Consider the following 22,272-nt stretch of genomic DNA (forward strand, 5'->3'; position numbering starts at 1 on the left):
AGGGGCGGGCCATACTGCCGGGGAGGAGCGCTCAACGCTGGCCGGACAGGAAGAAAGGGATGGCGCCGGCGGCGTTTTCCAGTTTGCCCTTGATGGCGTGACGGCTGGCGGCGATCAGCTCTTTCGATGGCAGGCTGCGTGCCGCTGGAATGCTGCTGGCGTCCAGCTTGATACCGAGGCCGCCCAGCGCCAGTTGCGGATCGCTCAGGAAGCTCTGACGGAAGCTGTCGTCACCCGACAGTTTGGACAGCAGGAGGTCGAGATCTTGTGGGGAATGCGTGGCCATGTCTTGCCCTTTCATGTTGAGGAGGAGAACGATGCGTGTGGGGAACGCAACTTCATCGTAAGACATGCACGATACGATCTCAAGGCATTTTCAACCTACCATTTCGCTAGGGAGTGGGCGCGGTTTCGTCTTCCCGCGCGCTGGTTTCACTTTGCGCGCCATGCATGACAACATCAAATGACTGTACAAATGCGCGCAGTAAATCCGGCAGCGCCAGCGGTTCCGCTCTGAGACGGTCTTCGAGCGCGGTTGACGTTTTAAAAAGTTCGTTTGCAGAAAGATTACCCGCCGCGCCGCGGATTTTGTGGACCAGATCGGCCGCGCGTAACAATTCGCCCGAGTGAATTGCATCTTGAATCTGTTGCAAACTGGTTTCAAAATCGTGCGCGAACAGGCTCAGTAGCTGAGATAGCAAGGCGTCGTGGCCACCCAGGCGTTCCATTGCGGCGGTGATGTCGATGCCAGGGCGCGGCGTCGCTGGCTTGCCTGAGGGCGATACGCGCTGCTGCAGCGGCTCGGCGTCCGCTGCGCGCGCCAGGTCCGGCGTGACCCAGGTGGCCAGCACGGCGTACAGCGTGTCAGGATCGATCGGCTTGGTGACGTAATCGTTCATGTCCATTTCCAGGCAGCGCTCGCGGTAGCCGGCTACGGCGTGCGCGGTCATGGCGATGATGGGCAGGTCGGCCTGGCGTTCGTCCTTGCGGATCAGGGCGGTGGCCTGGTAGCCATCCATGTCGGGCATCTGAATGTCCATCAGCACGGCGTCGTAGTGGCCGGTGCTGACCATGTTGGCCGCTTCTTCGCCGCTGCCGGCGACGTCGGCGCGCACGCCGGCACGTTGCAGTATCTCGCTGGCGACTTGCTGATTGATGGAGTTGTCGTCCACCACCAGTACGTGGGCGCCACGGATGCGCTGCACGGCGACGGAAGGCGGCGCGGTCATCGCGACCACGGGCTGGCTGGCCTCCAGTCCCAGCGCGGCAAGGATGGCGTTGCGCAGCAGCTGGGGATTGGCGGGCTTGTCGAGGAAGGGCATGATGCGGGTTTGCTCGATGGTTTCCTTGTTGTGCTCACGCGCATAGGCTGTGACCATGAGCACCGCCGGCACGGCTGCCAGTTCAGGATCTTCGGCGATGCGGTGCAGGGTGTCGATGCCGTCCAGCTCCGGCATGTCGGCGTCGATCAGCAGCACGTCGTAGGGATCGAGCTGCATGGCGGCGACGGCTGCCGTGCCGCTGGCGACAGCGCGTGTTCTCAGCCCCAGGCTGGTCAGCTGGATCTTGAGCATGTGGCGCGTGGCTTCGGAATCGTCCACCACCAGTACGCGCTTGCCCTGCGCGGCGGCGGGCACCAGTTGCAGGCGCGGCGTCTGGTCGTTGGCGGCTTGCAGGTGGACGGTGAAACTGAAGCTGCTGCCGACGCCAGGTTCGCTGTCTACCTTGATTTCGCCGCCCATCTTGCGCACCAGCTGCTGCGAAATGGCCAGGCCCAGACCGGTGCCGCCGTACAGGCGCGTGGTGCTGGCGTCGGCCTGCGCGAAAGCCTGGAACAGGCGCGCCTGCTGCTCCTGGCTGATGCCGAGACCACTGTCTTCCACGGTGAAGCGCAGGATCAGCGGGCCGCCGGGCGTGACGGCCGGGCTGGCGTTATCCAGTTCAACGCGCAGTTCGATGTGGCCGCGCGCCGTGAACTTCAGCGCATTGCCGGCCAGGTTGACCAGAATCTGGCCCAGCCGCAGCGGGTCGCCCAGCAGGTTGGACGGCACATCGGGCGCGGCCCACACCACCAGTTCCAGGCCACGCTCGGCGGCGCGCCACGAGAACAGGTCGGCGATCTGGTTCAGCGTATCGGGCAGGTCGAAGGGCAGGGCTTCCAGTTCCAGCTTGCCGGATTCGATCTTGGAGAAGTCCAGCACGTCGTTGATGATCTGCAGCAGGCTTTGGCCGGCGCGGCTGATCTTGCGGAAGTAGTCGAGCGGCTGCGCCGGCAGGTCCATATGCGTGCCCAGGCCGGCGAAGCCGAGGATGGCGTTCATGGGAGTGCGGATCTCGTGGCTGATATTGGCCAGGAAGTCGCTCTTGGCGCGCGTGGCCGCTTCCGCGTTGGCGCGCGCCTGTTCGACCATCCGCATCGAGCGCGCCTTCTGATAGGCGGAGACGAAGGGCTCTTTCAGTGCCTTGAGCAAATCCAGGTCGGTGGGTTCGAACACGGCCTGGTACTGGTAGTTTTCGAAAATCAGATAGCCTTCGACCTGGCCGTCGATCACCACGCGCACCGACAGCAGCGCGCACACGTCGCCGGGCAGCGAGTGCTGGTGGTGGACTTCAAAAATATCCGGCGCGATCATGCCGTCGGGCGGCGCATAGCGCAGCTCCGCCTGGCGCAGGTCGATGCGGTAAGCGTCAGCCGTGGCGTCGATGCGGCCCCAGGCCGCGCGCAGGCTCAGTGTTTCGGTACCGTCTTCACGCACCAGCGCCAGCGCCGAATCGATGCCCTTGATAATGGTCGATTCGTGCAGGATGGTGTGCAGCAGGGCGTCGAAGTCGATCTGTTCGTTGATGGATTTGACGATGGCGTTCAGCTTTTCCAGGTGCTGGGTGCGCGAGTAGACCAGCGCCTGCAAGGCTTCGCCCTTGCGGTGCAGATGCATCAGGCGCCAGCGTACCAGCGCCCACGCCAGCGCGCAGGTGGCGAGGAAGTAGCACAGCCATGCCCACCAGGTCTGGTGCCATGCTGGCAGCACCACCACGCGCAGCGATACTTCGTCGGCATTCCACAGGCCTTCACGGTTACTGCCGCGCATGCGCAGCACGTAGGAGCCGGGCGGCACGTGGCCGTAGGTGACGATGCGGCGGCTGGCATCCACCTCGGTCCAGCGCTGGTCGAAGCCTTCCAGCAGGTAGGAGTAGCGGTTGCGTTGCGGCGCCGAGTAGTCCAGTGCGGCCAGCTCGACTTCGAAGCTTTGGTGGGACGGTTTCAGCACCAGTGTCGGTCCTTCCTTGGCGGCCAGTTCGGACGGTGTGAGCGCGCGCTGGTCCAGCCGTACGGCGCTGATGACCAGCGGTGCGCGGTACGTCCAGTCGTTCAGGCGGCCCGGGTAGACGATGGCCATGCCGGAGGTGGCGCCGAACAGCAGGTCGCGCTCCTGGGTTTCAGTGCTGGCGCCGATGAAGAAGGTACGGAACGCCAGGCCATCGGCGCGTGACAGCGCGCGCGCGTGCAAGGTGCTGGAATCAATCACGGCAATGCTGTCTGCGGTCGCCGCCCAGATGCGGCCCACCGGGTCGGACTGCAGCGCCATGATGGTGCCGCTGGACAGGCCGGAGGCGATGCCGATGCGTTCGAACACCGGCTCGCCGAGCGGGTCGCGGCCGGTCATGACGCAGATGCCGCCGCCATAGGTGCCGACCCACAGGCGGCCGCGCCGGTCGATGGCCAGGGAGCTGATGATGGCTTCCGACAGCGCATCCGGCTTGGTGGCGTTGGCCTTGATCTGTTCCACCTTGCCGCTTTCCGGGTCCAGCCGGTTCATGCCGTTGCGGGTGCCAACCCATAGCGAGCCGTCGGCGTCCGGCGCCACGGCGTGGATGCGGTTATCGGTCAGACCGCCGCTTTCCTGCAAGCCCTGGGCATACTGCACCAGCGTGTTGGTGGCCGGGTTGTAGCGCAACAGGCCCTCAAACGTGCCCAGCCACAGTTCACCCTTGCGGACCAGGATGGTGCCGATGCGCGGATAGGCATTCTCCTGCGGCAGCGTGACGCGTTTGACCACGGCGCCATTCTGGCTGGTGTGGTACAGGCCCAGTTGCGTGCCGATCCATGCTTCACCGGGTTCCGCTTCCGCCAGCGACAGGATCACGCGGTTGGGCAGCGCGGTGTCGGGCTTGTGCGGGTCCGGGCGCAGGGCGGCGCGGCGGGCGCCGTTGCGGGGCACGATGTCGATGCCCTGGTCGGCCAGGCCGATCCACACCTGGCCGCGGCTGTCGGTCATCAACGCCGTGACGGCAGCTTCCTGCGTGCCTTCGGCGCCAAAGACGGAATCGATGGCTTCATTGTGCGGATCGTAGATGTCAACCCCGCGCTCGGTGGTGACCCAGATCATGCCGCTACGGTCGCGCAGCAGGGCGGCCGTGCGGTCGTTGCTGAGGCTGAAGGAGACGGCGGGCTGGTGCAGGATGCGAACGCTGGTGTTGCTGTCCGTGCGGTATTCGATGACGCCGCCGCCGTAGGTGCTGGCCCACCAGGTGCCTGCCACTGTTTCCGTCACGGCCAGCACCATATTGGCCTGGGTGTCCTTCACGCCGCGCAGGTTGACGATGCGGCCTGCACCGTTTTGCGGATCGACGATGCCGAGCCCACTCTTCAAGGTGCCGAAGGCGATCTGCCCCCGGCTGTTTTCTCCCAGCGCCAGCACGGCATCCGACCACGCCGTGTGGCTATCATTACTGACGGCGACGGTCACGATGGTGCCGCCCGGCCGCATGCGCGACAGGCCGGTGGCGCTGCCGATCCACAGGTTGCCGGAGCGGTCCATCAGCAGAGAGCGGATCTGGTTGTCAGGCAAGCCGGGCGTGTCTTCGTGCGTGTAGCGGCGCAGGGTTTTCTGGACCGTGTCGTAGTATTTGAGGCCAGTCGGTGTGCCGATCCACAGATTGCCTTTGGCATCGCTGGTCAGTGCGCTGATGAGGCCGTGGCTAAGTTCATCGGTCAGGCGCACGAAGTGGTCGGTCTGTTTGTCGTACATGGCGAGGCCGGCGGCGGCCGTGCCCACCCACAGCCGTCCGGCCACATCCACGTGCAGGGTCTGGATAAAGTCGCCGGGCAGGCTGGAGGGATCGGCGGCGTCGGCATGGTAGCTACGCACGCGGTAGCCGTCCCAGCGTGCCAGGCCGCTCTGGGTGCCGACCCAGATAAAGCCGTCGCCATCCTGCGCCAGCGCCATGCCGACCGGGTGCGGCAAGCCCTGTTCCAGGCCCAGATGCTCGAACAGCGGCGTGGCCAGCGGGTCCCAGCGTTCCGGGCTGGCGTTGCTGATACCGCAAATCGTCAGGCAGGCCGCCAGCGCACACAGGGCGGCGCGCAGCCCGCGCAGGACGGCGGCTAGGGCGGAGTGATGGGGGGCGTGGTCTTTCAAATCAGGGCGCGCTCCTCTCTGGGGTAAGTCAAGCATACGGAAATGCTGACTGAAAGTCCATGACTCCCAACGGGAAATCGCCCGCGCTTGTACAATCGCCACAATGCTAACGACAGTAGGTACCTATATGAAACCTGAAGTATTGGTCATGGCCGCCAGCCCGTCCGCCGATGTCATGGCGCAGCTGGAGCAGCAGTTTGATTGCCACCATCTGTGGCAGCAGCCGCGCGAGACACAGGCGGCGTGGCTGCAAAACGTGGCGCCCGGCGTGCGTGGCGTGCTGACGACAGGTGCCATCGGTATCAACGCCGCGCTGCTGGCGCAGTTGCCAAAAATAGAAATCGTGGCGGTCAACGGCATCGGCACCGACGCGGTGGATCTGGCTGCAACGCGGGCGCGCGGCATCGCCGTGACCAATACCCCGGGCGTGCTGACCGACGACGTGGCCGACCTGGCGCTGACGCTGCTGCTGTCGGCGGCGCGCCGTCTGCCGGCGCTGGATTTTTATGTGCGGACCGGCGCCTGGGAAGCCGGCAAGCCGGTAGCGCCCACGCGTGCGCTGCGCGGCAAGGTGTGCGGGGTGTTTGGCTTTGGCCGCATCGGCCGGGCCATCGCCGCCCGGGCCCAGGCGTTTGGCATGCAGGTTCAGTATTTCCAGCCGCGCGCGATCGACGGCGTCACGGTACCGCGTGCCGCGTCGCTGCTGGCGCTGGCGCAGGCCAGTGACTATCTGGTGGTTGCCGCTCCCGGCGGCGCGGCGACGCAGCATGCGGTGAATGCGGAAGTGCTGGCGGCATTGGGTGCGCAGGGGACGCTGGTGAATATCGCGCGCGGCTCGCTGGTGGATGAGGAGGCGCTCATCACTGCGCTGCGCGGGCGCACGCTGGGCATGGCGGCGCTGGATGTCTTCGCCGACGAGCCGCGCGTGCCGGTGGCGTTGCGTGAGCTGGACAATGTGGTGCTGACGCCGCATATCGGCAGCCTGACGGTGGAAACCCGCCACGCCATGGGACAGCTGGTGGTGGACAATCTGTCGGCGCACTTCAGCGGCAAGCCGCTGCTGACGCCCGTCGCCTAGGCTTCGGTGCTCAGGCTGACGCTGGCGGGGACGTGGGCGGTGACGGGCAGCGGCAGTTGTGAATAGACTTTCACGCAGTTGCGGCCCGCGCGCTTGGCGGCGTACAGTGCTTCGTCGGCGCGGCTGTAGGCCAGCTCGAAGCCGGTGCCTGCCGTATTCCAGCTGACGCCCACGCTGGCCGTGATCTGGCGGTCGATCGGCGTGCCGAAGACCTGGTCGGCGATGGCCTCGCAGATGTGCAGCGCCACCTCGCGCGCTTCCTCGACGTCGGAGGTCGGCCAGATCACCGAGAACTCTTCGCCGCCGACGCGGCCGACTGCCACTTCCGGTCCGAGCAGGCGGCGCAGGCACACCACCACGGTCTTGATGACGGTATCGCCGGCCGGGTGGCCGAAATCGTCGTTAATCCACTTGAAGTGGTCGATGTCCAGCACGATCAGCGCCATATCGCTGTGTTGCAGGCAGGCGCTGGCGGTGTCGATGACGGCGGCGCGGTTCAGGGCGCCGCTGAGCGGATCGTGGGTGGCGCGGTATTCGAGTTGCTGCGCCAGTTCGTGCAGCTGGCGGTTCATCTGGTTCATGTCGAGCTCCGCGCGGTCGCTGCGGCGGATCAGGCGCCGGCTCTCGCGCATCAGGCGCTCGTAATGGACAATCATCTCGGCCAGCGCTGCGCGGGCGTCGGCGCGTGGGTCGGCATGTGCCGCCTTGGCGTTGGCCAAGGCGGCGCTCTCCAGCGCAAACAGGTCGGCGTCGGCCATGGGTTTCATCAGTTGCTCACTGCATGGTCGTGGAAGTCGAGGGCGCCGAAATCGTCCTGCAATTCCTGGCCGAATTCGAGGATGGTGTCGTCGTCCTCGTCGTGGTACCAGTTCAGGCGTACCTGGTTACCGGCGATGGCGGCATTGTTGAGCGCTTCAAAAAAGGTGAACAGCATCTTGGTGCTGGAGCTGTTGAAGTAGGCCAGCGAGACGTTGACGGTAATCTCTGCATCCTTGTAGCTGTCCAGATAGGCCTGCACGCGCGCGATCACCGGGCCGTAGAAGGCGGCGGCGTTCTCTGGATAGGATTCGCCCTTGATCGACAGCGTGTGCTGGTCGAAGCGGAAGTCGACTTCCGGCGAGGTGGGCGAGGCGGCGATAAAAAGTGGTTCCATTGTCGTTGTTCTCAGTATTTGGTTCAGATAATCGCTTTGATGCAGAAGACCGTGGCTTCGGGGTTGTGTTCATCCTGCACAAATTCGAATTCCAGCGGCTCGCTGGCGTCGCGCGCCATGGTCAGGAAGCCCAGGCCCGCGCCCTTGCTGTCGGCCGGGGTTTCTTCACGCAGCGCTTTTTTATAGGCGGACTTGATCTCTTCCATGGTCATGCTGTGCAGCGGCTCCAGGCGGCTGCGGATGCGTTCCACATTCTCGCTGTCCACCGGATTGGCGCACAGCAGGAAGAAGCTGTCGCCTTTCATGCCGATGCAGAACGAGCCGCGGCGCATCTGGTTCTCGGTCTCGGTATCCGGCGTCAGCGTGTCCGACGAGTAGTGCATGATGTTTTGCGACATTTCGACAAACGAGGAGAAGATGCGGCGCCGCGTTGGGCCTGCCGCACCGGCCGTATCGAGCCGCGCCTTGATGGTCTCTGAAATGGCGGCGACCACGTGCTGCGAGAAATAGCCCACGTAGAAAAAGATGATGTGGCGCTTACGGGCCACTTCATAGAAATCGCTGAATTCTTTGTACAACAAATCGTGCTCCTCTTAGGGGCGGAAACAGAAAAAGGTGAGGTCGTCGCGGCGCGGCTGTTCGCCCTGCCACGTCTGGTAGTCGTCCAGCATGGCTTGGGCCACATGGCGCGCGCACTCGGTACGCGTGGCCAGCAGCACGTCGCGCATGCGGCGCTTGCCGTAGGCGATGTCCTTGGCGCCGCCGATCTGGTCGATCAGGCCATCGGTGGTCAGGAACAGCAGGCTGCCTTCCGGAATCGGGATGACTTTATTGGTCCACTGGTAGTCCAGCGGCGAATCGACATAGCCGACGCCCATGCGTTCGCCGTCCACGGTCTGCACCGCCTGCTGGTCCGGGTCGAGCTGGAACAGCGACAGCTTGGCGCCGGCGAAGTGCAGCTGGCGCGTGGCATTGTCGAACCACAGGAAGGCGGCATCCATGCCATCGTTGGACTCCGCCGTGCCATGGCCTTCGACTTGGCCCAGCATGCCTTTGACGCCGCGGCTGACTTCGGCAATCAGGCGGGCCGGATCGCGCGGCCCCAGTTGCTGCAAGGCCTGGGTTAACGTCGACGAAGAAATCAGGGTCATGAAGGCGCCCGGGACGCCGTGGCCGGTGCAGTCGGCAATCGCGGCGAACCAGCCATCCTCGTAGCGGGCAAAGTGGTAGAAGTCGCCACCGACCACATCGCGCGGCTGCCACTCCAGGTGGGCGTCGTCCAGCGCTTCGGACAGGGCCAGGTTGGAGGGGCGCAGCAGCGAACGCTGAATCACGCTGGCGTAGTCGATGCTGTGCATGATCTGGCGGTTTTTCTCGGCCTGCATATTGGCCACCACGTTCATGAGCTGCAAGCCGAAGCCGACGCCGGCCAGTACGCCGTCACGCGTTACGATAAATCCGTCGGCCAGGGCTTTTTCGCCTGACTCCACGGCGCGGAAGGTCAGCGCTTCAATGCTCATGTTGGCATCGACGATCAGCGGTTCCTTGTCCATGAAGGCGATGCAGCTCTTCTTGCCATACAGCTCGTGATAGAAGGGCTTGGACATCTGCGACATGAAGATGTTGCGGCTGATGAGGCCGATGGGGCGGCCGGCCTCGATCACGGGCAGGCTCATCAGGTCACGGCGCTCGGTGAACAGTTCCAGGACGGCGAAATTGCTGGTATCCGACAGGACCGAAATCGTCTCGACGCACAAATCGGCGGCCACAGACAGACGAAAACGAGGCAGGTGCAAACGAGAGGCATTGAACTCCACGGCCGGAAACCCTTTATCAACACTGAGCCTTACATGCTACTGGGAAATTGTTACATCCTCATTACATCTTAACCAGAAGAAAATAGTATTGCTTAAATTGCCTTGCGGTAACATCGACGTCATATTCGGTGTGTAAATTGGTGAGTATTCGTGCAGTAGGCACTTTTCCTTAGATGAATGGCTATGAAATTCCCCCAATTGAATACGGGTATGCGTGTGGTGGCATCGTTCGCGGTGCTGTTGTTTGTGATGGCGTGCATGTCGGGCGTGTCGCTGTGGCGGCTGCAGTCGGCCAACGATACGGCGTCCAACCTGGTGCACGAGAAGCTGGCGCGGCAGCAGCTGACGTCCGAGTTGCTCGGCGTGACTGAGCTGAACGGTTTACGGGCGATGTCGATTGGCCGCAGCGACAGCCTGGAAGTGTCGGACATCTTCCAGGCGCAGCTGACCGCCGGCGAAAAAGTGGCGGCCGAGATGGAGCGCAAGCTGGCGGCCATGCCGGCTGCGGGCCAGGAAGTCGAACTGCTGCGTGCGGTGGCGGCCAGGAAAGCAGCTTTCCTGGCCATGCGCGGCGAGATGTTCAAGTTCAAGGACAGTGGCCGGGTGCAGGAAGTGGGCGAGGTGCTGGATAACCAGTGGCCCGGCGTCTTCAAGGCCTACACCGGTGCGCTGGATAAACTGCTGGCGTATCAGACGCAGCAGGCCAAGGCGCTGGCGGAACAGTCGGCCAGCCAGTTCGCGGGCAGCCGTGCTTTGCTGATCGGCCTGGGCGGCGCGACGCTGGTACTGGGGGCGGTGCTGGCATGGCAGCTGACCCGCAGCATTGTGCGTCCGCTGACCAGGGCGGTGGAACTGGCGGAGCAGGTGGCCGGCGGTGAACTGCATGTGGCGATTGCCCATGGCCGCAGCGACGAGATCGGCCAGCTGTTCGATGCGCTGAGCCACATGACGGGCCGCCTGGCCGACACCGTGGGCCGCGTGCGCGATGGCGCGGTAGCGATCGACTCGGCTTCGCGTGAAATCGCCACGGGCAATATGGACTTGTCGCGCCGTACCGAGCACCAGGCTGGCGCGCTGGAAGAGACGGCGTCGGCGATGGAGGAATTGACCGCCGCCGTGCGCCAGAACAGCGGCAACGCGCGCCAGGCGAATCAGCTGGCGGTGTCGGCGTCCGAGGTGGCGGGCAAGGGTGGCGCCGTGGTATCGCAAGTGGTGCGGACCATGGCCAGCATCAATGATTACGCGCACAAAATCGTGGACATCACCAGCGTCATCGACGGCATCGCGTTCCAGACCAATATTCTGGCCTTGAACGCGGCGGTGGAAGCTGCGCGCGCCGGCGAGCAAGGCCGTGGCTTTGCCGTGGTGGCGGGCGAAGTGCGTTCGCTGGCGCAGCGTTCTGCGGATGCCGCGAAGGAAATCAAAAAGCTCATCAATGATTCGGCGGAGCGGGTTGCCAGCGGCAGCGAGCTGGCTGAGACGGCGGGCGCGACGATGGTCGAGATCGTTGCCAGCGTGCAGAAGGTAACGACGATTATTGGCGCCATCAGCGCTGCCAGTGAAGAGCAGGAACACGGCATCGAGCAAGTGAATGCGGCCATCAGCGACATGGACGATGTCACCCAGCAGAACGCGGCGCTGGTGGAGGAAGCCGCCGCTGCGGCCGGCGCCATGCAGGCGCAGGCGCGCGAACTGGCGCAACTGGTCGGATCCTTCAAAATCGACGCAGCGCGGATTCAGCAGCTGCCGGTGCGGGTGGCCTTGCCGCCAGCGGAGTTGCGCAAGGCGGCGTGAGCAGGTCGAGGCTTGGTCATAAATAGTTCGCCAAATGGAAAACTATCGTGATATAGTTCGCCACATGGGAAACTATTCTGCATCGTTAGACGACATGTTCCACGCACTGGCTGACCCGACTCGACGGTCGGTGATTGCGCGGCTGGGTTTGGGGTCGGCTTCCATCAAGGAGCTGGCGGAGCCATTCGGCCTCGGACTGCCGTCCTTCCTGAAGCACATCAAGGTTCTTGAAAGCTGCGGTCTGATTGCATCCGAGAAGACAGGTCGGGTACGAACCTGCAAACTTAACCGTGAGAACCTGGCAGCAGCAGAACAGTGGTTCGAACAGCAGCGCGTGACCTGGCAAAGCCGATATGACAACCTCGATAACCTACTCATTACCCTGAAAGGCGAACAAGATGAAAGCTGATTTGCAATTTGACTTCGTGGTCGATAAAGAAAAGAGCACCATCACCGTCCAGCGCGAGTTTGCCGCCGGGCGACAGCTGGTGTGGGATTGCTATACGAAGAGCGAGCTGCTGGACCGCTGGTTCGCACCGAAACCGCTGACCACGAAAACCAAGTCCATGGAGTTCCGCGAAGGCGGTCATTGGCATTACGCGATGGTTGAGCCGAATGGCCAGGAATACTGGGGACGTCTGGATTATCAGACCATACAGCCGATTGATCGCTACACGGCGCTGGATGGTTTTTCCGATGCCAGCGGGGCGTTGAATCCTGATCTGCCGCGGTCGACCTGGAACGTCACGTTCTCGGACAAGGCGGCCCATACCGTGGTTGAGACGGTGGTTGCCTATGCCTCGGCCGAAGCGATCCAGCAAGTCATTGACATGGGAATGAAGGACGGCATGACGTCAACGCTGGAGCGCCTGGACGAGTTACTGCTGGCGTTGAATTAAACCGGCGGTGCGGTGGCATGCTTCGCCACCGCTTATATTAGCGTAAGCGTTGCAGGTGGCGGAACATGGTGGCGGCGTTGAAGTCGTTCCCGCGCTCGCGTCGCAAATATTGCACCAGGTCGCCTGCGTCAAAATGAATCCCGTGTACGTCGAACGGGGTGACGACGCTAAATACCTCCCATTCTTCCACGTGATTCTGGACGTCGGTGCGGCTGATCGCCAGCCGGCCGTCGGCCTGTACGGTCCAGCTGGCGACGCGCGGGTTGTTGCGGGAGATATCCATGTCCTTGGCCGAGGCAAATAGGCATGGGGAGGTGCCGGTTATCTGCGCATTGCGTATTTCGCCGTTGGGGTAGTAGGCGACGGCTTCACACTTCACTGGCTGGAACCGGCGCGACGTCAAATCCGAGGGCTTCGGCCCAAAGCGCAATTTCTGTGAGGTTTCTGGAAACAGCCAGACGCCTTCGATATCCTGCGTGGCCGCTGGCCGGAGCTCCTTGCGATACGGAGAGAACGGGCACGGATACAGCGTGTACACCATTTTGGCAATGGCTTCCGCATTGCCGGCCTGGGCTTGCGGTAGCCGCGCAATCACGGCGGCCTTGATGATGGGCAGCGATAGATTCTCGTTCAGGCATAAGAGCTCGGCACTGTGATCCCGGAACTGTCCGATGATGACCTGGTCCACCAGGTCTAGCGGCGCCTGCTGAGCGGAGGCGCTGCCGCAAATACAAAGTAATCGCAGAACAATGGGGTTAATCAGGCGTTGCATCGTGATTGTCAAAAAGAAAATTCTTACTCTATCACTGTTGCCCCGCCCGTAAAGCAGATGCTTTGCTATATTGCCAATTTGTAATTTAACCGTGATGTTCGTGAGAGTGTTTGTTGTCTTCGTGCTTTTCTGGCGCGGGCTTGGCTGGCGCTGGCGGCGCGGAATGCGGCCGCTCGTTGTGCATGGCGAGCATGTCCTGACGCGCTGGATGCGGCTGAGGATGTTCAGGCGGCTTCGCGTCATGGCTTGCGACGGGAGGATGCGGCTGGTTCGCCTCTACGTGCTGGGCCATTTGTGGCATGTGCTGGGCGGCATTGCTGTGTTGCTGCGGCTCGGCGGCATGTTCGTGGACGGGGTTGGCAGCAGGTGGCGGGCTTTTCGGCGCCGGCATTTGCTGGGCGACGTGCTGCTGTGGTGGCTGCTGTTGCTGCAGGTGCAGATCATGGCGGGGCAACGGTGGCGCGGCTTGCGCGCTATGTGCCGGCGCTGCGGTCCGAACGGCAGGTGGCGCTGCCGGCTGGACCTGCTGAGGTGCGGCCGCCATGCGGACCGGCGGCGGCGGTGCTAATGCTGCCGCACGCGGGCCTGGTTCCATATCTCGATGATTGAAGTGCGGCATGCTCATCGGCCCGGCTGGGCGAGGCGGTGCCTGGTTGATGACGTTGTTGGTAATTCGGTAGTTATTGACGTGATTCACCACGGTAACGGACTTCGATATATACGTCGCGTTGTTGTACACCACGGCCGGGCGATGCCACCCGCCATCATGGTCGTAATGGTCAGGATGCGGCGCCCCCCAGTTGACGCCCCATGCATGCCAGCCGTTGTCGTGATGATGGTTGATGGCGGCGCCCACCAGCACGCCGACACCAAACGAAAGCAGCCCGGTCGTGACCAGGTTTTCACTGCTATAAGCCGGCTGCTGCCGCACCCAGCCCGGATAAACCGCCACCGGTTCGCCATACACGACCGTGGGATTGTATTGCGGCACGTAGACCACATCCGGCTCCGCCGGTTCAATCACGATGGTCTGCGGTGGCGGCGGTATCACCGCCGGGCCGGCATAGGCCAACGGCTCCGCCGCAGATGGCGCGTAGTCCGGCGGCGGCGCCTGGCGCACGGTGGTCGATACCCGCAGCTGCGGCGAGTTCTTCAAATTACCCGCCTGCTGGGCACGCAGCCGCATCGCCTGTATGGCGTTCATCACATCGTTGGGATCGTTCACATAGGCTTCGCCCAGTGACCTGGTCCATTGGGGATTGCCGGCCATCTGGTTCAGTACGCCAGGGAAGGCGGTCAGCGATTTCACGCTGACGTCCCACGGCTGCGCGGCTTCTGCATTTTGCAGCGTCTCACCTTTCAGCGCCGGATTCTGCGCCAGCCACTGGTTGGCGGCGGTAATTTGTTCGGGGTAGGTGGCGCCCGCCAGCACCTGGGCCACCAGCTTGTCGGGGAACAGCGCGATCGGCGCCACCATCTGCGACAGTTGCTCAGCGGTGGGCGGCGTGTAGGGGGCAGCGGCTGGCGCTGCCGCGATATTCTGCTGCGGCGTGTCCGCAGGCTTGTTGCATCCGGCAATCGTCAGCAGGCTCAGTATCAGGGTCGAGGAAATTGCTGTTCTTAAATTTTGTGGCTGAACGGGCATGATGAGCTTCCTTCTTCGCTAAGTTTGGAAGCAGATTAACAACTCGCCGCTGATAAAGCTGTTACCTGTTGTAACGTGCGCGGGGTCGGCAAAGCCACATTAGCTGTGCAAAGGCACGGCTATTTTCTGGATGAACCGGTGTGGGAGGGGCGCATGATGAAGCGGTCGTAATGGATTGAGTGAGGCCATCATGGAGCCGCCCCGGACACAAACTACCCATCCCAGCAAAGAGGCGGTACGCCGCCTGTTGCAGCAGCGCCGTGATGCACACACGCCGCCGCCTACGCCCGAACGCATACGCGAAGAGCTGGGCTGGCGGCTGCTGAAGCACTACAACTTGTACGAAGCCTGAAGCGATACGGTGCGCGGCGCCATCGGCAGGTCGTACGGCAGCGTCAGGCCGGGCGCGGGGCTGGGCTCGCGCACGTCGGTGTTGAACAGGTTGCGCAGCGCCAGCGCGAAGTTCCACTGGTTACGGCCATTGCGTGTCGCCAGCGTCAGGTCCAGCGTCGTGTAGTCGCTCAGATTGGTGCGGGCATCGCCGAACGCACGCTTGCGGCCAGCCACCCAGTTGACTTGCGCGCCGGCCTGATAGCCGCTGGTGAACGCCCAGTCGGCGCGGCCAAACAGGTGGTTATGCGGCGCGTAGCCGGCATCGGTGTGATTGGTTTCGTCAGTCGAGCGCTGGAACGCGTAGTTGCCCGACAGGCGCAGATCGCGCGTCACCGTCCAGCTGGATTCCAGCTCGATGCCATGGCCCGTCTGGTCGCCGGTGTTTTTGTAGGTCGAACCGGTGCCGGTCATCGCGTTGGGCACGGTGCGGATGATGTCCTTCATCTTGTAGCGGTAGAAGGTCAGGTTCACAGTCGCATCGGTGCGCGCTTGCCAGGCGAAGGACAACTCGGTGGTGGCGTTCTTCTCGGGCTTGAGGTTGGGATTGCCCAGCACGACCGGGTTGGTGATGCCATAGCTTTCGGCAAATGCGGGCGCGCGGAAGGCACGGCCGTACAGCAGCTTGGCGGTCAGGTCAAAGCTGGCGTCCCACACCAGTGCCAGGCGCGGATTGGTGGTGCCGCCAAAGTCCGAGTAGTGATCATGCCGCACGCCGGCGGTGAGATTCCAGTCCGGTGCGAAGCTCCATTCATCCTGCAGATACACGTAGTCGATCTTGCGGCGCTGCGGGCGCAGGAACGGCGTGGTGTAAGTGGTTTCAATCACGGCCGGCAGCGGAATCGGCGTGCCGTTGCTGGCGTAATTGAAGTTGCGGAATTCGCGCGTGCGGTACAGGTCGATATCGTCGTGGCCCAGGCCGACGCGCAGGTGGTGGTTGCGCACGCCGCTGTAGTCCGCATAGCCGGACAGGCGATAGGTGCGTTCCCATGTCTCGGGCGCGCCGATCATCCCGTTCGGGAATGGGCCGGTGGGAAAGGCCAGGCCGGGCGGCAGCAGATTGTACCGCGTCGGCATCTCCTGCGAGTACTGCTGGGTACTCAGGCTCGCGCCCAGTCCCAGGTCGCGCATCACTTGTGGTTCGGCCCAGCTCAGGCTTGAGGTTACGCGTTCGCTTTGCTGGCGGCCGACCGGATCGAGCGCCGACGAAATGCCTGCGCCGCTGCCCATGTCGTAGCGGCGCTTGTAGCCAAAGCGCGCGCGCCAGGCGCCGTAGATCAGGTCCAGATTGGCGTCGACTGCCTTGTACTCGGTGTTGAGCTGTCCCGGCGCCAGGCTGGCTTTGGTGCCGAATATTTTGTCGTTACGGGTTTGCGCATCGGCCTCGATGGTCTCGCGGATGCCGTCGGTCTGGCCGACGCGCAGATAGGCCGCAACGTCGATGGCGCCCAGCTTGCCGCCATGCTGTACCCAGCCATCGTAGGTGGACAGCGAGCCGGCGCGCACGCCGATCTCGGTGCCGGCGGCCTCGTTCGGCCCTTTGGTGATGATGTTGATGACGCCCGAATAAGCGTCCGAACCATACAGCGCCGAACCGGGGCCGCGAATGATTTCGATACGCGCGATATGCTCGACCGGATAGCCGGCCCAGATATTGCCCTTGTTGCCGATGTAGGCGGTGGTAATCGGCACGCCGTTCTGCAGCATCAGGATCTGCGGCGTGTAGGCGCTGACGATGCCACGCACCACATACAGCGGCGAATAGCTGTTGGGCGTGCGGTTGACGTGGATGCCAGGGACGCTTTCCAGTACCTGGTCGAGATCGGTCGCACCCATTGCGGCGATGTCGGCAGCGGTAATCACGGTGGCCACGGCGGGCGCGCGGCGCAAGGCTTGTAGATTGCCGGTGGCAATGCTGACACTATCGCCCGCGCCGTAGACCAGCGCCAGTTCGTCTTCGTCCGCGACCGGGCTGGCGAAGGCGGCGTTCAGCGCCAAGCTGAGTGCCGCAGACACGCACAGCTTAAGCTGTAGCTGGTGGGCGCTCAACACTTTCAAGATGCAATCTCCCTAGTTGTTTTTTTGATTCTATCCTGAATTCAGCAGCTTGACGATGGAAGTGTTGTAGCCATGTCTACAGTTCTTCTCACAAGTTCAGCAAACTGGTCCGCCGGAATCGCGGGACTCAGGTGATACCCCTGCATCAGATCGCATTCGCGGCCCGCCAGGAACGCCAGCTGCTCGCTGGTTTCCACGCCTTCGGCCACGACTTCCAGGCGCAGGCTGTGCGCCAGCGCGATGATGGCGCTGACAATGGCCGCGTCGTCGGCGTCCTGCGGCAGGTCGTAGACGAAGGAGCGGTCGATCTTGATGATATCGACCGGGAAGCGCTTCAGGTAGGACAGCGAGGAATAGCCGGTGCCGAAATCGTCGATCGACAGGCGCACACCAAGCTCGCGCAGGCGATGCAGCGCGGCCAGCGTGTCCTGTGCATTTTCCATCAGCGTGCTTTCGGTGATCTCCAGCTCCAGCAGGTGCGGCGGCAGGCCGGTGTCCGCCAGCACCGCTTCCACCGACGCAGCGAAGTCTTTTTGCAGCAGCTGGCGCACCGACAGGTTGACCGCCACGCGCAGCTCCGGCAGGCCGTTGCGCATGAACTGGCGCAGTTGCGTGCAGGCGGTACGCAGCACCCAATCGCCCAGCTGGTTGATGATGCCGGTTTCCTCGGCCAGCGGAATGAAGTCCGCCGGCGGTATCATGCCGCGCGTCGGATGGCGCCAGCGCACCAGCGCTTCCATGCCGATAATGCGGCCGCTGCTCAGGCAGGCCTGCGGCTGGTAATAGACTTCCAGCTGGTGCTGCTGTTCCATGGCGCGGCGCAAATCGCTTTCCAGCCGCACGTGCTCGGAGATCGAGTGCTCCATTGACGATTCATAGAACTGGAAGCCGGTGTTGGTGCGCTTGGCGCGGTACATGGCGCTGTCCGCATGCTTGACCAGCGTGGCGACGTCGCCGCCATCGTGCGGGAACATGGCGATGCCGACGCTGGCCGTGACAAAAATCTCGTGGCCGTCAATCGGGAAGGGCACGGACAATGCGCGCACGATGTTGTGTGCGGCGCTGGCGGCCGATGCCGGGCTGTCCAGCTCATTGAGCACCACGGTGAATTCATCGCCGCCCAGACGCGCTACGGCATCGGCCGACCGCACGGTCTGGCGCACACGCTGCGCCACGCCTTGCAGCAGGCGGTCGCCGATTGCGTGGCCCAGGTTGTCGTTGACGTATTTGAAGCGGTCCAGGTCCATGAACAGCACCGCCACCTGCTGGCCCGCGCTGCGCGCGTGGTCGATGCTCTTGCCCAGCAGCTCGAAGAACAGCGTGCGGTTGGGCAGGTTGGTCAGCACGTCGTTGTAGGCCAGGTGGCGGATGCGCTTCTCCGCGCGGTTGGCTTCGATGATGCGGCGTACCCGCTGCGACAGCACGGCGTAGTGGATCGGCTTGGGAATGTAGTCGCTGGCGCCGGCCGCGAATGCGCGTTCCACTGACGAGTTGTCCTGCAGTGCGGTGATCATCAGCACCGGAATGTCGGCGCCGTTGGGCAGTTCCTGCATGCGCGCGCAGGCGGTAAAGCCATCCATCACCGGCATCATGGCGTCCATCAGGATGACGTCAGGCTGGAAGCGCGTCAGCATTGCCAGCGCCTGCTGGCCGTCGGAGGCTTCCTCCACGCGGAAGCCGTCGCGTTGCAGCGTGTGGCGCAGTGTGCTGCGGGTGCTGCGGTCGTCGTCCACCACCAGCACCTGTGGGGTGTCGTCGCTCAGATGCAGGTCGTCGCTGTCGGTGTTGTCCAGCTCTGCGCGCAGGAAGGCGGCCAGCGACCGATACTGCTCGTTCAATGGCGCCAGCAGCGGCTCGATGCGCTCCGGCTGGTTGGCGGCAGCGAATTGCTCCGCCTGCAGCGCCAGTTGCGCCAGCGCCTCCGCGCCGAAGTTGCCCGATGATCCCTTGAGTGCGTGGGCGCGGTTGCGGGCGGTGTTCATGTCGCCGGCGCGCACTGCCAGCGTCAGTTCTTCCAGGCAGACGGGGGTGTCTTCCAGATAGGGCATGACCGCGTGCGGCAGCGACTCGCCCAGCACTTCGCGCAGCTTGTCGAACACTTCCAGGTCGACCGGTGCATTGCCGGCGGCGCGCGAGGTGTGGCTGGCGGCAGCCGTGGTGTGACTGGCGGCGCTGTGTGTGACGGCGCCCATATGATCGCCTTGCGGCAGCCATTTCTCCAGCTTGTGGCGCAGTTCGACCAGCGTGATGGGCTTGGCCAGATAGTCGTCCATGCCGGCGGCCAGGCATTTTTCTGCATCGCCGATCTGGGTGTTGGCAGTCATGGCCACCAGCGGCGTGCGGCGCCCCAGCGCCAGTTCGGCCAGGCGGATGTGGGCGGTGGCTTCGTAGCCGTCCATCTCCGGCATGCTGCAATCCATGAGGATCAGGTCGAAGCGCTCGCGCTGGGCGGCGCGCACGGCTTCGACGCCATCGGCGGCAAACTCGCACACGCAGCCGTTCATGGCCAGCATGCCGGCTGCCACCATCTGGTTGGTGCGGTTGTCTTCGGCCACCAGCACGCGGAACTGGCGCGCAGGCGCGGTGCGGGGCGCCGCGTGCAGCACGGTGGTGGGCAACGCTGGCGCCAGCGGCACGCCGGCGGGCTGGCATGGAATCGCGAAGGTGAATGTGGTGCCGGTGCCGGCCACGCTCTGCACGCCGATCTGGCCACCGAGCAGTTCCACCAGCTGCTTGCAGATGGCCAGGCCGAGGCCCGTGCCGCCGAAGCGGCGGGTAGTGGTGGGGTCCGGCTGCACAAAGGCTTCAAACAGCTGGCGCTGGACGTCGGCGCTCATGCCGATGCCGCTGTCGCGTACTTCGAACGTCAGCATCGGTGCGTCGGCGCCGGACTGGGTGACGTTGATGGTCACTTGTCCACACTCGGTGAACTTGACGGCATTGCCGGTCAGGTTGATGAGGATCTGGCGGATGCGCAAGGCGTCGCTCAGGATGCGGTCCGGTACGTCGGGGGCAACGGCCCAGCTGACGCCTACGCCTTTCTGCTGCGCCGGCCGGCCCACCAGTTCGACCACTTCCGCCAGTAGCGTCGCCAGGCTGAATTCAGTCTCCTCCAGTTTCAGCTTGCCCGCTTCCATCTTGGAGAAGTCGAGGATGTTGTTAATCAGCGCGATGAGTGTGCGCGACGAATTCCAGGCGACGTCGACAAACTCCTGCTGGCGCTGGGTGAGGCGGGTTTCCTTGAGCATGTCCAGCATGCCGACCACGCCATTCAGCGGCGTGCGCACTTCATGGCTCACGGTGGCGGCGAATTGCGCCTTCATCTGCGCCATGTTGACGGCGGCGTCGCGCGATTCCTTGAGCTCCGCTTCGCGCTGCTCCAGCACATTCATCATCTGATTGAAGGCCTGGCCCATTTCGATCAGGTCGCGCGGGCCGGCGGGATCGGCGCGCATGCCGGATTCGCCTTGTTCCGCGCGGCGCATCAGGCGCGACAGCGCGTTGAGGGGATTCAGCATATGGCGCGTCAGCACCCGCGCCAGCACCAGCAGGATCACGGCAAACGACAGCGTCAGGCCCAGATTTCCCAGCAGCAGGGACCAGGTCAGATTCTGCAGCGTGGCCTTGGACAGCTGCACATGCACATAACCCAGCAACTGCTGCTGGTGTTCCTGCAGTTCAAACGGCGACGCTTCCGACTGGCCACCGTAGACCGGCGCCACAAACACCCAGCCATCGGCCGTCTCGCCCACCATGGCCGCGTGCGACGGCGGCATGGCGCTGAACAGCGCCGCAGCGAGCTTCGTGTCGCCTTGTACGCGCGACAGCAGCACCTTGCGGCGCGCATCCATGATCTGCAAACCGGCGACATCGGGGAAGGCCAGGGTGGCGTTGACCACGTCGCGCGCATTCTCGGCGGAGTGGAACAGCAGCGCGAGCGTGCTTTGGCGGGCCAGGTTGTCGGCGATGCGCTGGCCCTGGCCGATGAAGTGGTCGCGCATGCGGGAGTTGGCTTCCCAGGCATTCATCAGCGCGGAAAACACGGCCAGCCCCAGGATCGCGGCTGACACGATGATGGTCAGTTGTTGCTGGAAGCCGGTACGGCGCAGGAATTGTCGGATGGTGTTCATGGCTGTGGGTACACGAAGTCAAAACTGCGCTGTTGCAAGGCACCCAGATTCAGGCCGATATGGCTGGCGGTACGAAGATTGATGGCGGTCTGCAGTTCGCGCAGCGGCACCAGCGGACGGCGGCGCACGTCGCCGGCGATCACGCCCATGGCGGATGCGGCCAGCGTGCGGCCCAGCTCCACGTTATCGGGCAGCATGGCAAACAGCGCGCCTTTCTTCACGTGCAGCACATTGCTGGAGAACAGCGGCAGGTTGCTGTTCCAGGATTCCTTGAGCACCAGCGGCAGGATGGTGCTTTCTTCGACGGTGGTGCTGTCATGCGGCAGCCAGATGGCGTCGTGGCGGTTGTCGGCGCTGGCGATGAGCTGGCTATACAGTTTGGCCGCGCTGGCCAGGTCCGCCGCCACGTAGGCCGCCAGTTCGAGGTTCTGCGCCTTGGCCGCCTCGCGCCCCAGCTTGATGAGCCAGTCGGATTTCTGCGGGTTGTAGACCACGACGATGCGGCGCAACTCCGGCAGCAGCAGGCGCAGGCGCGAGAACAGCATGGCCGGATCGGGCGTCATGCTGATGCCGGTGACGTTTTCCGACTCCGACAGCAGCAGCACGCCGCCGGCCAGCACCGAGATCTCGCGGTCAAGGCCAGCCGTGGCGCTGAGGCCCTGACGGCCCAGCGCGATCACCACTTTGGTGCCGCTGCGCTTGAGCGTGTTGTTGAGGTCAGCCGTATCGACATGGGGATCGACCGGGTAGGCGCGCACCTTGAGCTTGATGCGGTCCTCGATGCCCTGGATCATGGCCAGAAAGGCCGAGCGGAACGGCTCTTCCACATTGGGATACACCACGGCGATGCTGCCTTTGCCAAGCGAGGCTTGCAGCTCGGGGCGGCGCAGCTGGTCTTCCAGCTGGGCCAACGTGACGGGACGGACGTCCGGACGCAGCGGCGCCGCGACGGTGACGATGTCCATGGGTTCAATCAGCATGCCGGTGTCGGCAGCGGCTGTGGCGACGGCGGCGCTGGACTGCAAGGCGCCGCCGCTCGCCTGTAGGGCGCCGGCCGAGCTCAGCAGCACTACGGCGGCAAACAGGGCGTTTATTATCTTTTTCATCACGGCGATC

The 22,272-nt window shown here is 63.7% G+C and carries 16 protein-coding genes; 5 read left to right on the forward strand and 11 right to left on the reverse strand.

Annotated elements, in window-relative coordinates; genetic code table 11:
* Window positions 1–31 precede the first annotated feature (31 nt).
* Both GTP58_RS07320 and GTP58_RS07325 read right to left on the reverse strand, forming a co-directional pair.
* Window positions 32–286, reverse strand: a complete 255-nt coding sequence (locus GTP58_RS07320; protein WP_072782232.1) for an NHLP-related RiPP peptide — start codon at window positions 284–286, stop codon at window positions 32–34.
* Between the two features lie 106 nt (window positions 287–392).
* Window positions 393–5,420: a response regulator gene (locus GTP58_RS07325; RefSeq protein WP_229215449.1), complete on the reverse strand. Its 5,028-nt coding sequence runs from the start codon at window positions 5,418–5,420 to the stop codon at window positions 393–395.
* A 127-nt stretch (window positions 5,421–5,547) separates the two neighbouring features.
* Here GTP58_RS07325 and GTP58_RS07330 point away from each other — a divergent pair, with 127 nt between their 5' ends.
* A complete protein-coding gene (locus GTP58_RS07330; protein ID WP_161076850.1) occupies window positions 5,548–6,498 on the forward strand; it encodes a 2-hydroxyacid dehydrogenase in 951 nt (316 codons plus the stop codon).
* On the opposite strand, the gene GTP58_RS07335 is transcribed toward GTP58_RS07330, so the two are convergent.
* The 4 genes from GTP58_RS07335 to GTP58_RS07350 are packed head-to-tail and all read right to left on the reverse strand — an operon-like array spanning window position 6,495 to window position 9,447.
* Window positions 6,495–7,256, reverse strand: coding sequence for a GGDEF domain-containing protein (locus GTP58_RS07335; RefSeq protein ID WP_084560034.1), 762 nt, complete (start codon window positions 7,254–7,256; stop codon window positions 6,495–6,497). The genes GTP58_RS07330 and GTP58_RS07335 overlap by 4 nt on opposite strands.
* Before the next feature lie 8 nt (window positions 7,257–7,264).
* Window positions 7,265–7,651: a DUF1987 domain-containing protein gene (locus GTP58_RS07340; RefSeq protein WP_072782224.1), complete on the reverse strand. Its 387-nt coding sequence runs from the start codon at window positions 7,649–7,651 to the stop codon at window positions 7,265–7,267.
* 23 nt (window positions 7,652–7,674) lie between these two features.
* Entirely contained in the window at window positions 7,675–8,232 is a 558-nt protein-coding gene (locus GTP58_RS07345; RefSeq protein WP_161076851.1) for a SiaB family protein kinase, read from the reverse strand.
* Between the two features lie 12 nt (window positions 8,233–8,244).
* A complete protein-coding gene (locus GTP58_RS07350) occupies window positions 8,245–9,447 on the reverse strand; it encodes a SpoIIE family protein phosphatase (RefSeq protein ID WP_072782220.1) in 1,203 nt (400 codons plus the stop codon).
* 204 nt (window positions 9,448–9,651) lie between these two features.
* On the opposite strand from GTP58_RS07350, the gene GTP58_RS07355 reads away from it, so the two are divergent.
* Genes GTP58_RS07355 through GTP58_RS07365 form a run of 3 tightly spaced genes read left to right on the forward strand, consistent with a single transcriptional unit; the run spans window position 9,652 to window position 12,161 of the window.
* Window positions 9,652–11,262: a methyl-accepting chemotaxis protein gene (locus GTP58_RS07355; RefSeq protein WP_161076852.1), complete on the forward strand. Its 1,611-nt coding sequence runs from the start codon at window positions 9,652–9,654 to the stop codon at window positions 11,260–11,262.
* A gap of 34 nt (window positions 11,263–11,296) precedes the next feature.
* Window positions 11,297–11,671, forward strand: a complete 375-nt coding sequence (locus GTP58_RS07360) for a helix-turn-helix transcriptional regulator (protein WP_161076853.1) — start codon at window positions 11,297–11,299, stop codon at window positions 11,669–11,671.
* Window positions 11,661–12,161 (forward strand): SRPBCC domain-containing protein, encoded by a 501-nt coding sequence (locus tag GTP58_RS07365; RefSeq protein WP_161076854.1) that lies wholly within the window; start codon window positions 11,661–11,663, stop codon window positions 12,159–12,161. The genes GTP58_RS07360 and GTP58_RS07365 overlap by 11 nt, the downstream gene beginning before the upstream one ends.
* A gap of 37 nt (window positions 12,162–12,198) precedes the next feature.
* On the opposite strand, the gene GTP58_RS07370 is transcribed toward GTP58_RS07365, so the two are convergent.
* Window positions 12,199–12,933, reverse strand: coding sequence for a hypothetical protein (locus tag GTP58_RS07370; RefSeq protein ID WP_161076855.1), 735 nt, complete (start codon window positions 12,931–12,933; stop codon window positions 12,199–12,201).
* A gap of 85 nt (window positions 12,934–13,018) precedes the next feature.
* The gene (locus tag GTP58_RS07375; RefSeq protein ID WP_161076856.1) at window positions 13,019–14,578 is read right to left on the reverse strand and encodes a DUF3300 domain-containing protein; all 1,560 of its coding nucleotides are present in this window, start codon (window positions 14,576–14,578) and stop codon (window positions 13,019–13,021) included.
* A gap of 190 nt (window positions 14,579–14,768) precedes the next feature.
* On the opposite strand from GTP58_RS07375, the gene GTP58_RS31030 reads away from it, so the two are divergent.
* Window positions 14,769–14,930 (forward strand): hypothetical protein, encoded by a 162-nt coding sequence (locus GTP58_RS31030; protein ID WP_167544258.1) that lies wholly within the window; start codon window positions 14,769–14,771, stop codon window positions 14,928–14,930.
* Here the strand turns inward: GTP58_RS31030 and GTP58_RS07380 are convergent.
* The 3 genes from GTP58_RS07380 to GTP58_RS07390 are packed head-to-tail and all read right to left on the reverse strand — an operon-like array spanning window position 14,909 to window position 22,262.
* Window positions 14,909–17,020, reverse strand: a complete 2,112-nt coding sequence (locus GTP58_RS07380) for a TonB-dependent receptor plug domain-containing protein (protein ID WP_373924726.1) — start codon at window positions 17,018–17,020, stop codon at window positions 14,909–14,911. The genes GTP58_RS31030 and GTP58_RS07380 overlap by 22 nt on opposite strands.
* A 47-nt stretch (window positions 17,021–17,067) precedes the next feature.
* Window positions 17,068–21,156 carry an EAL domain-containing protein gene (locus tag GTP58_RS07385; RefSeq protein WP_161076857.1) on the reverse strand — a complete coding sequence of 1,363 codons (4,089 nt, stop codon included), beginning with the start codon at window positions 21,154–21,156 and terminating at the stop codon, window positions 17,068–17,070.
* Complete coding sequence (locus GTP58_RS07390; protein ID WP_161076858.1) at window positions 21,153–22,262, reverse strand: ABC transporter substrate binding protein; 1,110 nt, start codon at window positions 22,260–22,262, stop codon at window positions 21,153–21,155. Before GTP58_RS07390 ends, GTP58_RS07385 begins: the two co-directional genes overlap by 4 nt.
* Window positions 22,263–22,272 lie beyond the last annotated feature (10 nt).

The sequence above is a fragment of the Duganella sp. CY15W genome (assembly GCF_009857555.1).
Taxonomy (GTDB): Bacteria; Pseudomonadota; Gammaproteobacteria; order Burkholderiales; family Burkholderiaceae_D; genus Rugamonas; species Rugamonas sacchari.